15 protein-coding genes and 1 pseudogene are annotated in these 12753 nt (G+C 31.3%); 12 read left to right on the top strand and 4 right to left on the bottom strand.

Going from position 1 to position 12753, the window contains the following annotated elements; translation table 11 throughout:
- Positions 1-95: 95 nt before the first annotated feature.
- The 4 genes and pseudogenes from trxB to purF all read left to right on the top strand — a co-directional run bounded on the left by trxB (position 96) and on the right by purF (position 3508).
- Entirely contained in the window at positions 96-1034 is a 939-nt protein-coding gene (gene trxB, locus EL235_RS07035; protein ID WP_126341125.1) for a thioredoxin-disulfide reductase, read from the top strand.
- Between the two features lie 215 nt (positions 1035-1249).
- A pseudogene (locus EL235_RS08170) lies at positions 1250-1367 on the top strand (PepSY-like domain-containing protein); the annotation flags it as partial.
- Positions 1368-1438: 71 nt separating this feature from the next.
- Positions 1439-2167 (top strand): 4-hydroxy-tetrahydrodipicolinate reductase, encoded by a 729-nt coding sequence (dapB, locus tag EL235_RS07030; RefSeq protein ID WP_114640671.1) that lies wholly within the window; start codon positions 1439-1441, stop codon positions 2165-2167.
- Complete coding sequence (gene purF / locus EL235_RS07025; RefSeq protein WP_114640670.1) at positions 2168-3508, top strand: amidophosphoribosyltransferase; 1341 nt, start codon at positions 2168-2170, stop codon at positions 3506-3508. It begins immediately after the preceding gene.
- A 3-nt stretch (positions 3509-3511) separates the two neighbouring features.
- Here the strand turns inward: purF and EL235_RS07020 are convergent, their stop codons facing one another.
- From EL235_RS07020 to ilvE, 4 genes are read right to left on the bottom strand one after another with little or no spacing between them, the layout of a single operon-like run.
- Positions 3512-4042 carry a DUF2393 family protein gene (locus EL235_RS07020; RefSeq protein WP_114640669.1) on the bottom strand — a complete coding sequence of 177 codons (531 nt, stop codon included), beginning with the start codon at positions 4040-4042 and terminating at the stop codon, positions 3512-3514.
- Positions 4042-4578 (bottom strand): DUF2393 family protein, encoded by a 537-nt coding sequence (locus EL235_RS07015; RefSeq protein WP_114640668.1) that lies wholly within the window; start codon positions 4576-4578, stop codon positions 4042-4044. The genes EL235_RS07020 and EL235_RS07015 overlap by 1 nt, the downstream gene beginning before the upstream one ends.
- Positions 4579-4595: 17 nt before the next feature.
- The gene (locus EL235_RS07010; RefSeq protein WP_039619283.1) at positions 4596-5666 is read right to left on the bottom strand and encodes a prohibitin family protein; all 1071 of its coding nucleotides are present in this window, start codon (positions 5664-5666) and stop codon (positions 4596-4598) included.
- Positions 5667-5678: 12 nt separating this feature from the next.
- Positions 5679-6593 carry a branched-chain-amino-acid transaminase gene (gene ilvE / locus EL235_RS07005; RefSeq protein ID WP_012662102.1) on the bottom strand — a complete coding sequence of 305 codons (915 nt, stop codon included), beginning with the start codon at positions 6591-6593 and terminating at the stop codon, positions 5679-5681.
- 97 nt (positions 6594-6690) lie between these two features.
- On the opposite strand from ilvE, the gene EL235_RS07000 reads away from it, so the two are divergent.
- The 8 genes from EL235_RS07000 (at position 6691) to mreC (ending at position 12714) form a co-directional block, all read left to right on the top strand.
- A complete protein-coding gene (locus EL235_RS07000; RefSeq protein ID WP_039619281.1) occupies positions 6691-6897 on the top strand; it encodes a tautomerase family protein in 207 nt (68 codons plus the stop codon).
- Complete coding sequence (gene bcp, locus EL235_RS06995) at positions 6894-7355, top strand: thioredoxin-dependent thiol peroxidase (protein ID WP_039627106.1); 462 nt, start codon at positions 6894-6896, stop codon at positions 7353-7355. The genes EL235_RS07000 and bcp overlap by 4 nt, the downstream gene beginning before the upstream one ends.
- Entirely contained in the window at positions 7349-8422 is a 1074-nt protein-coding gene (locus tag EL235_RS06990) for an epoxyqueuosine reductase QueH (protein ID WP_126341124.1), read from the top strand. The genes bcp and EL235_RS06990 overlap by 7 nt, the downstream gene beginning before the upstream one ends.
- A 68-nt stretch (positions 8423-8490) precedes the next feature.
- Positions 8491-8931 carry a 3-hydroxyacyl-ACP dehydratase FabZ gene (gene fabZ, locus EL235_RS06985; protein WP_039619275.1) on the top strand — a complete coding sequence of 147 codons (441 nt, stop codon included), beginning with the start codon at positions 8491-8493 and terminating at the stop codon, positions 8929-8931.
- Positions 8931-9722, top strand: coding sequence for an acyl-ACP--UDP-N-acetylglucosamine O-acyltransferase (lpxA, locus tag EL235_RS06980; protein ID WP_126341202.1), 792 nt, complete (start codon positions 8931-8933; stop codon positions 9720-9722). The genes fabZ and lpxA overlap by 1 nt, the downstream gene beginning before the upstream one ends.
- On the top strand, positions 9715-10944 hold the full coding sequence (clpX, locus tag EL235_RS06975) for an ATP-dependent Clp protease ATP-binding subunit ClpX (RefSeq protein WP_114640665.1): 1230 nt from the start codon (positions 9715-9717) through the stop codon (positions 10942-10944). Before lpxA ends, clpX begins: the two co-directional genes overlap by 8 nt.
- 2 nt (positions 10945-10946) lie before the next feature.
- Positions 10947-11984: a rod shape-determining protein gene (locus EL235_RS06970; protein ID WP_039627100.1), complete on the top strand. Its 1038-nt coding sequence runs from the start codon at positions 10947-10949 to the stop codon at positions 11982-11984.
- The gene (mreC, locus tag EL235_RS06965; protein ID WP_126341123.1) at positions 11974-12714 is read left to right on the top strand and encodes a rod shape-determining protein MreC; all 741 of its coding nucleotides are present in this window, start codon (positions 11974-11976) and stop codon (positions 12712-12714) included. Before EL235_RS06970 ends, mreC begins: the two co-directional genes overlap by 11 nt.
- Positions 12715-12753 lie beyond the last annotated feature (39 nt).

Here is a 12753-nt window from a genome sequence, read left to right as displayed (position 1 = left end):
TTCTTCATATTTTTTACTATTTGATAATTTTTATTATTTATAATTAAAGAAAAAATTTGTATAATACCTATAAATAAAACTACAAGGAAAATATTATGTTGGATTTAGCTATTATAGGTGGTGGACCTGCGGGTTTAAGTGCAGGTTTATATGCTACTAGAGGTGGATTAAAAAATGTTGTGATGTTTGAAAAAGGCATGCCTGGCGGACAGATTACTTCAAGCTCAGAAATTGAAAATTATCCTGGAGTTGCTCAAGTTTTAGATGGAATTTCTTTTATGGCTCCTTGGAATGAGCAATGTATGCGTTTTGGTTTAAAACACGAAATGGTAGGCGTGGAGCAAATTAGCAAAAATACTGATGGAAGTTTTAATATAAAATTAGAAGGTGGAAAAAGCGAGCAAGCAAAAGCTGTGATTGTGTGTACGGGTTCTACTCCACGTCGTGCGGGTTTTAAAGGCGAGGATGAATTTTTTGGAAAAGGTGTGAGTACTTGTGCAACTTGTGATGGTTTTTTTTATAAAAATAAAGAAGTTGCTGTTTTAGGTGGGGGAGATACTGCTTTAGAAGAGGCGTTATATCTAGCTAATATTTGTTCAAAAGTATATTTAGTCCACAGAAGAAATGAGTTTAGAGCAGCACCTTCAACAGTTGAAAAAGTAAAAAATAATGAAAAAATAGAATTAATCACAAATGCGGTAGTTGATGAGGTTTGCGGTGATAATATGGGTGTTAATAAGGTAAAAATAGCATTTAATGATGGTTCTAAAAGAGAGCTTGATGTGCCTGGAATATTTACCTTTGTTGGACTAAATGTAAGAAATGAAATTTTAAAACAAGATAATGGTGAATTTTTATGTGCTATGGAAGAAGGTGGTCAAGTGAGTGTTGATCTTAAAATGCAAACTAATATAGCAGGATTATTTGCGGCAGGTGATTTAAGAAAAGATGCACCAAAACAAGTAATATGTGCAGCAGGTGATGGAGCGGTTGCGGCGCTTAGTGCTTTAGCTTATATTGAAAGTTTGCATTAATCTTCACATAAATTTCACAAAAATTAATTTAGATTCTCCTATAAAAATCAAGGAGAATCTAAAATGAAAAAAAATACTAATTCTAAGTATAGCTTTAGCGCTAATGGCTAGCGCAAATATTGCACAACAAAATATACCTAACAATAATCCTTATATCCAAAATTACTATGGGCTTTCTAAACCTATTATGGAAAAATTTAAAGTTCTTTTTTGAAGCTTTTATTGTAGATGTGTACTGGGAGGAATTTGGATATGAAATTAAACTAAACAATAATATAGAAATGTTTTTTAATAGAAACGGAAATTTTTTAAGGTCAAAAATATGATGATTAATTAAAAGCGTTATTTGCTTTTAAATAAATAAACGCTACAATTTTCCAAATTCTAAAAAGGTAGACTTTAAAATGATTAATGTTGGAATTCATGGAAGCAATGGACGTATGGGTGTTCAAATAAGACTTTGTTTAGAAGATGATGAACAGGCAAAGGCTAGTGCGTTTTTTGATCAAGGATCAAATTATGAAGATTTTTTTAATAAATGTGATGTAATTATTGATTTTTCTACCCCAAAGGGTTGTGAGGATTTGCTTTTATACGCAAGAAGTAATCCTAAACCTTTGGTAATAGGTACTACAGGTTTAGACGCTAAGCAAAATGAGTTAATGCAAAGTGCGAGCATTACCATGCCTATTCTTTATGCTACCAACATGTCTTTAGGTGTTGCGATTTTAAAAAAACTTTCTTATTTAGCAAGCGAAGTTTTGAGAGATTTTGATATAGAAATACTTGAAATGCACCATAATAAGAAAAAAGATGCCCCAAGTGGTACCGCAATGACTTTAGCGCAAAATGTTGCTAAGGCTAGAAATTTAGACTTAGAAAATGTTAGGGTAAGCGGTAGAGATGGGATTATTGGACAAAGAAGCAAAGATGAGATAGCGGTAATGAGTTTAAGAGGTGGTGATATAGTGGGTTCACATAGGGTTGGTTTTTATAATGAAGGTGAATTTATAGAGTTAAATCATACAGCCACTTCAAGAGCTACTTTTGCAAAAGGTGCAATAAAATGCGCAAAATGGCTAGTTTCGCAAGAAAATGGCTTATATGATATAGATGATTGTTTAGGAATTTAAATGTGTGCAGTAGTTGGAGTAATTAATTCAAAAAATGCAAGCACGGTAGCTTATTATGCTTTATTTGCTATGCAACACCGTGGACAAGAAGCAAGTGGGATTAGTGTAAGCGATGGTTTAAATATCAAAACTCATAAAGCTAAAGGTGAAGTAGGGCAAATTTTTAATACTCAAATTTTAGCAGGATTAAAAGGCGAGATAGCTATAGGGCATAATCGTTATTCTACTGCAGGAAATTCTTCTTTGCATGATGCGCAACCTGTTGCGGCTACTTGTTCTTTGGGCGATATTTCTTTAGTGCATAATGGAAATTTAATTAATAAAGAAGAAGTTAGAAAAGAATTGATTGATAATGGCGCTATTTTTCACTCAAATATGGACACAGAAAATGTAGTGCATTTGATAGCAAAAAGCAAAAAAGAAACTTTAAAAGATAGATTTATAGAAAGCTTGACTCAAAGCAAGGGAGCATATTGTTTTATGCTCGCTAGTAAAAATCAACTTTTTGTAGTAAGAGATCCTTATGGGGTTAGACCTTTGTCTTTGGGCAGATTAAAAGATGGTGGATATATTGTAGCGAGTGAAACTTGTGCTTTTGATTTGATAGAGGCTGAATTTATTCGCGATGTAAAACCAGGTGAGATGCTAGTTTTTACTCAAGGTAGCGATGAGTTTGAAAGTATTCAAGTCTTTGATGAGACAGATCCAAGAATTTGTGCATTTGAATATATTTATTTTGCTAGACCTGATAGTATTATAGAAGGTAAAAGTGTATATGAAGTGCGTAAAAAAATGGGTGAAGCCTTGGCTAAAAAATTTAAAGAAAAAGTGGATTTTGTAGTGCCCGTTCCAGATAGTGGTGTGAGTGCTGCTATAGGTTTTGCGCAATATTTAAAGATCCCACTTGAAATGGCAATAGTGAGAAATCATTATGTAGGCAGAACCTTTATAGAGCCAACTCAAGAAATGAGAAATTTGAAAGTAAAATTAAAACTCAATCCTATGAAAAAAGTTTTAGAGGGTAAAGATATAGTGGTGATTGATGATAGCGTGGTAAGAGGAACAACTTCTAAAAAAATTATCGCACTTTTAAAACAAGCAGGTGCAAGAAAAATCCATTTAGCTATAGCATGCCCAGAAATTAAATTTCCTGATATTTATGGTATAGACACTCCAACTTTTGAAGAGCTAATCTCAGCTAACAAAAGCGTTGAAGATGTTAGAGAATACACAGGTGCAGATAGTTTGACTTTTTTGGATATTAATGAGCTAGTTTCAAGTATAGGCGATGAAAGAAAATATTCTTTGATTAGTTTTGATGGGGATTATTTTATTAAATAACCCTTATTTGCATTTTAACTGTTTAAATATTTTATAGCTTTGAAAATGGGGTGGCAACGCTACCTCAAATGAAAAGTCTTTATAAGTATGTCCTGGCAGATTTTTTGCAATACTTATATTATATGAGGCATCTCTTTGTTGTTGGCTTGCTCTTTTGATGCTATCAAAATTTTGTTGGTTAAATATTTCACCACTTACTTCATGTTTTTTGTTATCATCGATTATTCTAAGTTCTAAAAAGCACTCTGAAAGCTTGAAATTAGTATCATTGGTTACTCTACCTTTTACAATAATACTCTCTGTTGCTAAGCGTCTATAGGTTGAAAAATTACTTAAACTTGCTTTTTTGGTATATTGATCTATGGTCAGCAGTAATGAAATAGTTAAAATTAAAGCAAGTATGAAACTTACTATGCAAAAAATAATCATATATTTTTTATTTTGGATTTTTAAGTAAAGTAAAACCCAAGTTAAACCTGTAGAAACTAGCATAATGAAAATGATTAGAATATGAAAAAAAGTAAAATATCCCATTAAAAACACTTTGAATAAATTTTAATGTCAAAATTTTGACCTTCTTTAAAATCGGAAAATTTGGTTTTAAAATTAATGGTTTGGTTAGGATTTATTGTTTTTTCTATAATGGTAGATTTGCTTCTTAGAGGTTTTATAGTGTGTATTAAATTTTTAAAAGTGCTATTGTCATCACTTTTTTTAAAGACTTCTACTTTTAATTTACAATACTTAAAACTTTTTTTGGAAGTATTTGTTAAGCTATAATCAACGCTGAGCGAGTTATCGTATACAAAAAATTGAGCATTATCTAAACTGGCTATTCTTGATCTGACTTTGGTATCAATTAAAAAATATCCTAAATATGCTATGCTAGCTGAGCATAAAATTCCTAAAAAAATAACCGTAAAAGCAAAAGTAGGTTTATTTCTAATAATTAAAGCAACAAATAAAGTGATAATGAAAAAAAATATAACCAAGGCCATTAGTAAAAAATCAATCAAGTGCAAATGAGTGGTATAAAAAATCATTTGTTCTCTGATATGCTGGGCATTCATTATCACTTCTTTAGTTTTTAATTTGCTACTGAGCTTGTTCTTTTACTATCTTTGCTATCAACCCAAATATTTGGTACAGCTCCACCAGGTGTTAAGAAAATTTTAGCGTCTTTATTAACCTTAAGTGCTTCATTAAACTGCTTTTGAGTTTCGATTTGTTTTAAATCAAGCAAAGGATTGTTTAAACTCTTTGCTATTTCTCTATTTGAGTATGCTTGCGCATCAGCTTCTATTTTAACTGCACTTGCTCTACCTTTAGCACTAATGATGGTTGCGTTTGCCTCCCCTTCAGCTAAAGCTGCTTTTTTAAGTGCTTCTTGATTGGCTCTTTCTACTTCGTATTTGGTTCTTTCAGCTTCTTGTTTAGCAATTTGCACCCTTTCAATTTGTTCTTTTACTTTTATAGGCAAGATAATCTCTCTAAGTTGAACTGCTTGAAGCTCAGCAGGTTCGTTTGGTTGGCTTTCTATAGTTTTTCTAATGCCTTGATCAATTTGTACTGCTATAGTATTACGATTTGTTGGAAGCTCTTCTGCGGTATATTGACCTACAACATTTCTTACCACATCTCTTACCACTGGATCAATGATTTTATTTTCCCAATTAAGCCCCCAAGTAGCTATGGTTTGAGGAACCTGCAAAGGATTTAATCTATATTGAACGGTTACATCAATAGATACAGGCAAACCTCTTGAATCAAGTACAGAGATACTATTTTTATTTACAACACCTGAACCTATTTGTAAATTTTCATTTACGCCTTCAATGGAAGCGTAATTAATTTGTCTTACTCTAGTGTCCACTATAGTAATTTTTTGTAATACTGGCATAAAAAAATGAAGTCCTGGTTCAAGTGGAGTAGGGCTGTATTTACCCGTGGTAGATTTGATCCCCATTTCTCCTGAATTAACTATTGCAAAAGGTTTGAAAAGCGCAAAAACTAAAATAATCGCAATCGCACTATAAATTAATGGAGAAAATTTTCCAAAACCTTTGAAATTAAATTCTGGGGCTTTGAAATTTAAATTTTGCTTATTGTTGTTTTGATTGTTTTTTTTATTAAAATAATCATTCAAATCAGCTGGCATTTAGTTCCTTTATTAAATATAAGTTAACATAGAAGCGTATTTTTCATTGCGTCCATAAACTATATCAAAATACGCATTTTGAAGCTTTGTTGTTAGCTCACCTCTTTTTCCATTTCCTATAATTCTTGCATCAATATTATTTATCGGAGTTATTTCTGCTGCAGTTCCTGTGAAAAATGCCTCATCAGCCACATAAACTTCATCTCTTGAAATCCTTTGGCGCACTACGCTTATGCCCAAATCATGTGCAATTTTTAAAACAGTATCTTGAGTGATACTTTTTAATGAAAAATCATTTGGTGGTGTGATTAATTTTCCATCTTTAACCATAAAAAAACACTCTCCTGTTCCTTCTGCTACAAAACCCTCTTCATCAAGCATTAAAGCTTCTTCATATCCTGCTTCTATAGCTTCATATTTAGCCATTTGAGAATTCAAGTAATTTGCACTTGCTTTGGCTTTACCTAGGCTAGATTTTACGCTATTTCTAGCAAAAGAAGAAATTTTAACCTTAATACCTTTTTCCAAGCCTTCTTCGCCCAAATAAGCACCCCATTCCCAAGCAGCAATAGCTACCCTAACAGGAGCTTTAGCATGATAAACTCCCATAGTTCCATCACCCAAAAAGATCAATGGACGCAAATAAGTGTTATTTTGAAAATCATTTGCTCTTAAAAGTTCAACTTGTGCATTTTCAAGTTCTTCTTGAGAAAAAGGTGAGTTGATTAAAGTGATTTTTGCAGACTCTAAAAGTCTTTTAGTGTGTTCTTTTAATCTAAAAATTGCTAAACCATTTTGTGTTTTATAAGCTCTTGTTCCTTCAAAAACTGCATTTGCATAATGTAATGAATGTGTTAAAACATGAATTTTCGCATCATCAAAATCAATGATTTTTCCATCCATCCAAATTTTTTTTGCCCTAATCATGAGTAAGCCTTTATTGAAAATAAAACTAATTTTATCAAAAATATACTAATAATTGCTAGAATATAGTAAAATTCTTTATTTAAAGCAAGGAAAAACAATGCCTATTATTAATATCAAACTTGCTAAACCAGAATTTAGCAAAGCACAAAAAGAAGAGTTGATAGCAGATATTACAGAGCTTTTGCATACAAAATATAATAAGCCAAAGCAAAATATAGTCATAATGCTAGAAGATATTGAACCATATAATATTGCTTTTGGTGGTGAAAGTGTAGAAAAATTAAGATTGAAAGGTAAAAAATGAAAGAATTACAAATTGGTGATAAAGCTCCGGTTTTTGAACTTTTAAATCAAGATGGAGTTAAAATTTCTCTAAGTGATTTTTTGGGTAAAAAAATTGTTTTGTATTTTTATCCAAAAGATAATACCCCAGGTTGTACTACACAAGCTTGCGAATTTAGTCAAAATTATGAAGATTTTTTAGGACAAAATGCTGTGATTATAGGTATTAGCCCAGATAGTGTGAAATCACATGAAAATTTTATAAAAAAATATGATTTAAAACACACTTTATTAAGTGATAGTGAAAAAGAAATTTGCAAACTTTATGGTGCTTGGGGTTTAAAGAAAAATTATGGAAAAGAGTATGAAGGGCTTATAAGATCTACTTTTGTAATTAATGAGGAAGGAAAAATAACAAAAATTTATAAAAATGTAAAAGCAAAAGATCATGCTTTTAAGGTATTAAAAGAATTATGTTAGTTCATATTTGTTGTAGTGTGGATAGTCATTATTTTATACAAGAATTAAGCAAAGCCTATCCTGATGAGAAAATCATCGGGTATTTTTATGACCCAAATATTCATCCATATAGTGAGCATGAACTTAGATTTTTAGATGTTAAACGCAGTTGTGATAAACTAGGTATTAAACTTTATAAGGGTGAATATGAGTATGAAAAATGGCTTGAGAGTGTAAAGGGTTATGAAGATGAACCTGAAAAAGGTGCAAGATGTCAAATTTGTTTTGATTTTAGAATGCACAAAAGTGTTGAATTTGCTCAAAAAATAGGAGAAAAAAAACTTACAACAACTCTTTTAACATCTCCTAAAAAAGATTTAGAGCAACTAAAATTGGCATTACAAAAAGAATGTGATAAATTTGGCATAGAGTTTTTAGCGCCTGATTTTAGAAAAAATGGAGGTACGCAAAGACAATTTGCCCTAGCAAAGCAAGATATGCTTTATCATCAAAATTATTGTGGATGCATTTATGCACTTTCTAAACAAAAAAGCCAAAAAGCCTTTATAGATGAGCTGATGAGTCCTATTAATAAACAAATATTGCCTTCAAGTATAGAGGAAAAAATCAAATTTTATAACCAAGTAAAAAGTTTAGAAAAAAAAGGCATTAAATTTGAAATTCAAAGAGAGAAATTTTTAAATTATCGTTTGTTAAGAGCTTTGATAAAACAAAACAAGCAAGCTATAAAAACTCATGTTTTATTTTACTCACATTTTAAAAATTCTTACACTAAATTTAGTATTTTAGATGAGGGTTTAAAGCATTATAAAAGTGCAAAGGATGAGATTAATTTATGGAGTTTTGATTATTTCAATAGCTTATGTAAAATGCGATTTAAAAATTACGAAGATTTTTTACAAAATCCTTTAAAAATAGAGCAAGAAATCAAAATAAGACAAAAACATTTTGGTACTTATGATCTTTCACCGGTGATTATTGTTGAAAATATTATTAAAGGTGCTTATGAATTTATGGCAAAAAGTGAAATTTATTTTGATAGCAAAGAAAAGATTGTGAAGTTATAAAACTTAATTAATTTATTAATATTTTTTTTGTAAAATCTGAATTTTGAATATATTTTAAGGCTAAATTTATGATAGATGTAATGCAAATTCAAAAAATTTTACCACATAGGTATCCATTTTTACTTGTAGATAAAATCGTAGAATTAAAAAACAAAGAAGTTGTTAGAGGTTATAAAAATATTAGTATAAGCGATCATGTTTTTATGGGGCATTTTCCAGATCATCCAATTTATCCAGGTGTGTTAATTTTAGAAGGTATGGCGCAAACTGGAGGGGTTTTAGCATTTGAAAGTATGGATGATAAAGTAGACCCAAGCACTAAGGTGGTATATTTTACGGGTATTGATAATGCTAAATTTAGAAATCCAGTGCGTCCTGGTGATAGACTTGATTATGAAATGAGTGTAGTGAAAAATCGTGGAAATATGTGGATTTTTCAAGGAAAAGCTTTTGTAGATGGACAATTAGTCGCAGAAGCTGAACTTAAAGCTATGATAGTAGATAAATGATGAGTAAAATTCATCCAAGTGCAGTTATAGAAGATGGAGCTATTATAGCTGATGATGTTGTAGTAGAAGCTTATGCTTATGTTGGTAAAAATGCTAACATAGGCGCAAATACTATCATCAAACAAGGTGCAAGAATTTTACCTAATGTAACCATAGGCGAGAACTCAAAAGTGTTTTCTTATGCCATAGTAGGAGATGTCCCGCAAGATATATCTTATAAAGATGAGATAAACTCAGGTGTTATTATAGGAAAGAACGCGGTTATTAGAGAATTTGTTACTATTAACTCAGGTACAGCTAAAGGCGATGGCTTTACAAGGATAGGTGATAATGCTTTTATCATGGCTTATTCTCATATTGCGCATGATTGTACTTTAGGAGATCATATCATCTTAGCAAATAATGCTACTTTAGCAGGTCATGTAGAACTTGGAGATTATACCGTAGTAGGTGGGCTTACTCCAATACATCAATTTGTAAAAGTAGGCGAGGGGTGTATGATAGCAGGTGCTAGCGCACTTTCTCAAGATGTGGTGCCATTTTGCTTGGCTGAGGGAAATCGTGCAAGCATTAGAAGTTTAAATTTAGTAGGCATTAGAAGACGTTTTGATAAAGAAGAAGTGGATGTTTTAAGCAAGGCTTTTAAATTTTTATTCAGACAAGGAAATCTAAAAGATAATGCTTTAAATTTATTAAAAAGTACTTCTAGTGAAAATGTTAAAAAAATGTGTAATTTTATCTTAGAAACAAAAAGAGGAATTCCTATATATAAGGAAAAAAACCATGGTTAAAAGATGTAGTTTTTGCAATGAAATAGAAACAAGTGAAAGAAGAATTTTAGTAAATGATTATAATAATGCCTTTATATGTGAGTATTGTGCTGAAAGTGCTTGCAATATTTTCTTTGGAGAGGAAAAAGAGCTAAAAAATAAAGAAGTTGATAAAGAAAATTTTAAAGACATAACCCCTAAAGAATTAAAAGCATATTTAGATAAATATGTTATCGGACAAGATAGAGCTAAAAAAATCTTTAGTGTAGGAGTGTATAATCACTACAAAAGGCTTTTTAGATCTGACTTAGAAGATGATGATACAGAATTGGCAAAATCAAATATTTTATTAGTAGGTCCAACAGGAAGTGGAAAAACTTTACTAGCGCAGACTTTAGCAAGATTTTTAGATGTGCCTATTGCAATTTGCGATGCGACTTCTTTAACTGAAGCAGGTTATGTGGGAGAAGATGTTGAAAATATCCTAACACGCCTTTTGCAAGCTGCTGATGGAGATGTACAAAGAGCGCAAAAAGGGATTATATTTATCGATGAGATCGATAAAATCGCAAGAATGGGTGAAAATCGTTCCATTACAAGAGATGTAAGCGGTGAAGGTGTACAACAAGCTTTACTTAAAATCATCGAAGGATCTTTAGTAAATATCCCACCAAAAGGTGGTAGAAAACATCCAAATCAAGATTTTATACAAATAGATACAACTAATATTTTATTTGTGTGTGGTGGGGCTTTTGATGGTATTAGTGATATTATTAAAAGAAAACTAGGCGATAATGTCATGGGTTTTTTTACTGATGATAAAAAAGACGAAAAAGAAGCCTTGCTTCAAAGATTAGAGCCTGATGATTTAGTGCATTTTGGGCTTATCCCTGAACTTATAGGAAGATTGCATGTACTTGCTTCTTTAGAAGAGCTTGATGAAGAAAGTATGGTGCGTATTTTAACTGAGCCAAAAAATGCCATTATTAAACAATATCAAAAACTTTTTGCTATTGATAATGTGGAATTAAAATTTGAAGATGAAGCACTAAGAGAGATTGCTAAGCTTTCGCTAGAGCGTAAAACAGGAGCTAGAGGTTTAAGAAGTATTATTGAAGAAATGATGGTAGATTTGATGTTTGATTTGCCAGAGTATAATGGATATAGTATAGTAATTACCAAAGAGGTAATTAAAGAAGGTGTAAAACCTTTATTTATAAAAAATAAAAAAGTTAAAGGCTGAAAATGATTTTAGATCAAATAATTGGATTTTTTTCAAGTGATATGGGGATTGATTTAGGTACTGCAAATACTTTAGTTTTGGTAAAAGATAAAGGTATAGTGATTGATGAACCTTCGGTTGTTGCAGTAGAGCGTGAAAGATATGGTAGGGTTAAAATTTTAGCTGTTGGAAAAGAAGCTAAGGAAATGGTAGGAAAAACCCCGGGTAATATCGAAGCAATCCGTCCTATGAAAGATGGTGTGATTGCTGATTTTGATATGACTGAAAAAATGATCCGTTATTTTATAGAAAAAACTCATAGAAGAAAATCTTTTTTAAGACCTAGAATTATCATTTCAGTACCTTATGGTTTAACTCAAGTTGAAAGAAAAGCGGTTAGAGAAAGTGCTTTAAGTGCAGGCGCTAGAGAGGTGTTTTTGATAGAAGAGCCTATGGCAGCAGCTATCGGTGCAAATTTACCAATTAGGGAACCTCAAGGGAGCTTGGTAGTTGATATTGGTGGTGGTACAACTGAAATTGGTGTTACTTCTTTAGGTGGACTTGTGATTTCAAAATCTATCCGCACAGCTGGCGATAAGCTTGATACTAGTATAGTAAATTATGTAAAAGAAAAATATAATCTTGTTATAGGCGAAAGAACAGGTGAGGAGATTAAAATCTCTATTGGTTCAGCAGTTCAACTTCCAAAAGAACTTTCTATGGTGGTTAAAGGGCGTGATCAAGTAACAGGGTTATTAAACAGAATTGAACTAACAAGTGAAGATGTAAGAGAGGCTATGCGTGAGCATTTAAAAGAAATCGCCGATGCTTTAAAAATCGTTCTTGAAATGATGCCACCTGATCTTGCAGCAGATATTGTTGAAAATGGTGTTGTTTTAACAGGAGGTGGAGCTTTAATACGTGGGCTTGATAAGTATTTATCTGAAATTGTAAAACTTCCAGTGTATGTAGCTGATGAGCCACTTTTAGCAGTTGCAAAAGGTACAGGTAAAGCTTTAGAAGAAATTTCATTATTACACCAGCTAACGAATGAAGAGTAAAATTCTTAGCGTTTTAATATTATCTTTTTTAGTATTTATTTCGTTTTATTATGGAGATGTAATAAAACGGAATGTTTTAGACTTAAATATTGCTATTGTTAATCAATTTTCTCAAAGTATTGATCTTTTAAAAAATAAATTCAACGAACATTTTAATCAAGCTGAAGAAATTAGAACTTTGAGAGAAAGAAATGCTGAGCTTGAAAAAAATAATATCTACATGAAAAACTTTGCTAATGAGCTAAATAACATTTTAAGTGATAAAAATTCAAGTTTTTATTATCCTAATGTGAGTTTAGTTAAAGCAACTTCTTATGCGCAAATTAGTGATTATCATAAGGTTTGGCTTGATGTTGATTATAAAGGAAAAATCAAAGGTTTAATTTATAATGGTTATACAGCAGGCGTAGTCATAGAGAAAAATGGTAGAGCTTTGGGTCTTTTGCAAGGTGATGAGGAATGTATTTTTTCTGTTTACATAGGTAAAGAACAAGCGCCAGGCATAGCTCATGGAAGAAATGATTATGTTTTAGTTAAATATATCCCTAAATGGCTTGAACTTAAAATGGGTGATAAGGTTTATACAAGTGGCTTAGATGAGATTTTCTTTTCAGGAATTCCAGTGGGAGAAATTTTTAAAATAGAAGAAGAGGGTGCTTATCAAAATGCTTATGTCAAACCTTATACTAAAATGAAAGCACCAAGTTATTTTTACATGGTAGAAAACTAATTTTTACTTATTTATTTTAAAAATTTCAACTTCTAAAAA

The organism is Campylobacter lari (assembly GCF_900638335.1).
Lineage (GTDB): Bacteria > Campylobacterota > Campylobacteria > Campylobacterales > Campylobacteraceae > Campylobacter_D > Campylobacter_D lari_E.
Note: the sequence above shows the minus strand (reverse complement) of the source record. Positions and strands in the feature narration are given on the sequence as shown.

Coding starts and splice junctions, on each gene's coding strand:
- trxB (WP_126341125.1), top strand. CDS start 96: ATGTTGGATTTAGCTATTATAGGTGGTGGACCTGCGGGTTTAAGTGCA.
- dapB (WP_114640671.1), top strand. CDS start 1,439: ATGATTAATGTTGGAATTCATGGAAGCAATGGACGTATGGGTGTTCAA.
- purF (WP_114640670.1), top strand. CDS start 2,168: ATGTGTGCAGTAGTTGGAGTAATTAATTCAAAAAATGCAAGCACGGTA.
- EL235_RS07020 (WP_114640669.1), bottom strand. CDS start 4,042: ATGGGATATTTTACTTTTTTTCATATTCTAATCATTTTCATTATGCTA.
- EL235_RS07015 (WP_114640668.1), bottom strand. CDS start 4,578: ATGAATGCCCAGCATATCAGAGAACAAATGATTTTTTATACCACTCAT.
- EL235_RS07010 (WP_039619283.1), bottom strand. CDS start 5,666: ATGCCAGCTGATTTGAATGATTATTTTAATAAAAAAAACAATCAAAAC.
- ilvE (WP_012662102.1), bottom strand. CDS start 6,593: ATGATTAGGGCAAAAAAAATTTGGATGGATGGAAAAATCATTGATTTT.
- EL235_RS07000 (WP_039619281.1), top strand. CDS start 6,691: ATGCCTATTATTAATATCAAACTTGCTAAACCAGAATTTAGCAAAGCA.
- bcp (WP_039627106.1), top strand. CDS start 6,894: ATGAAAGAATTACAAATTGGTGATAAAGCTCCGGTTTTTGAACTTTTA.
- EL235_RS06990 (WP_126341124.1), top strand. CDS start 7,349: ATGTTAGTTCATATTTGTTGTAGTGTGGATAGTCATTATTTTATACAA.
- fabZ (WP_039619275.1), top strand. CDS start 8,491: ATGATAGATGTAATGCAAATTCAAAAAATTTTACCACATAGGTATCCA.
- lpxA (WP_126341202.1), top strand. CDS start 8,931: ATGAGTAAAATTCATCCAAGTGCAGTTATAGAAGATGGAGCTATTATA.
- clpX (WP_114640665.1), top strand. CDS start 9,715: ATGGTTAAAAGATGTAGTTTTTGCAATGAAATAGAAACAAGTGAAAGA.
- EL235_RS06970 (WP_039627100.1), top strand. CDS start 10,947: ATGATTTTAGATCAAATAATTGGATTTTTTTCAAGTGATATGGGGATT.
- mreC (WP_126341123.1), top strand. CDS start 11,974: ATGAAGAGTAAAATTCTTAGCGTTTTAATATTATCTTTTTTAGTATTT.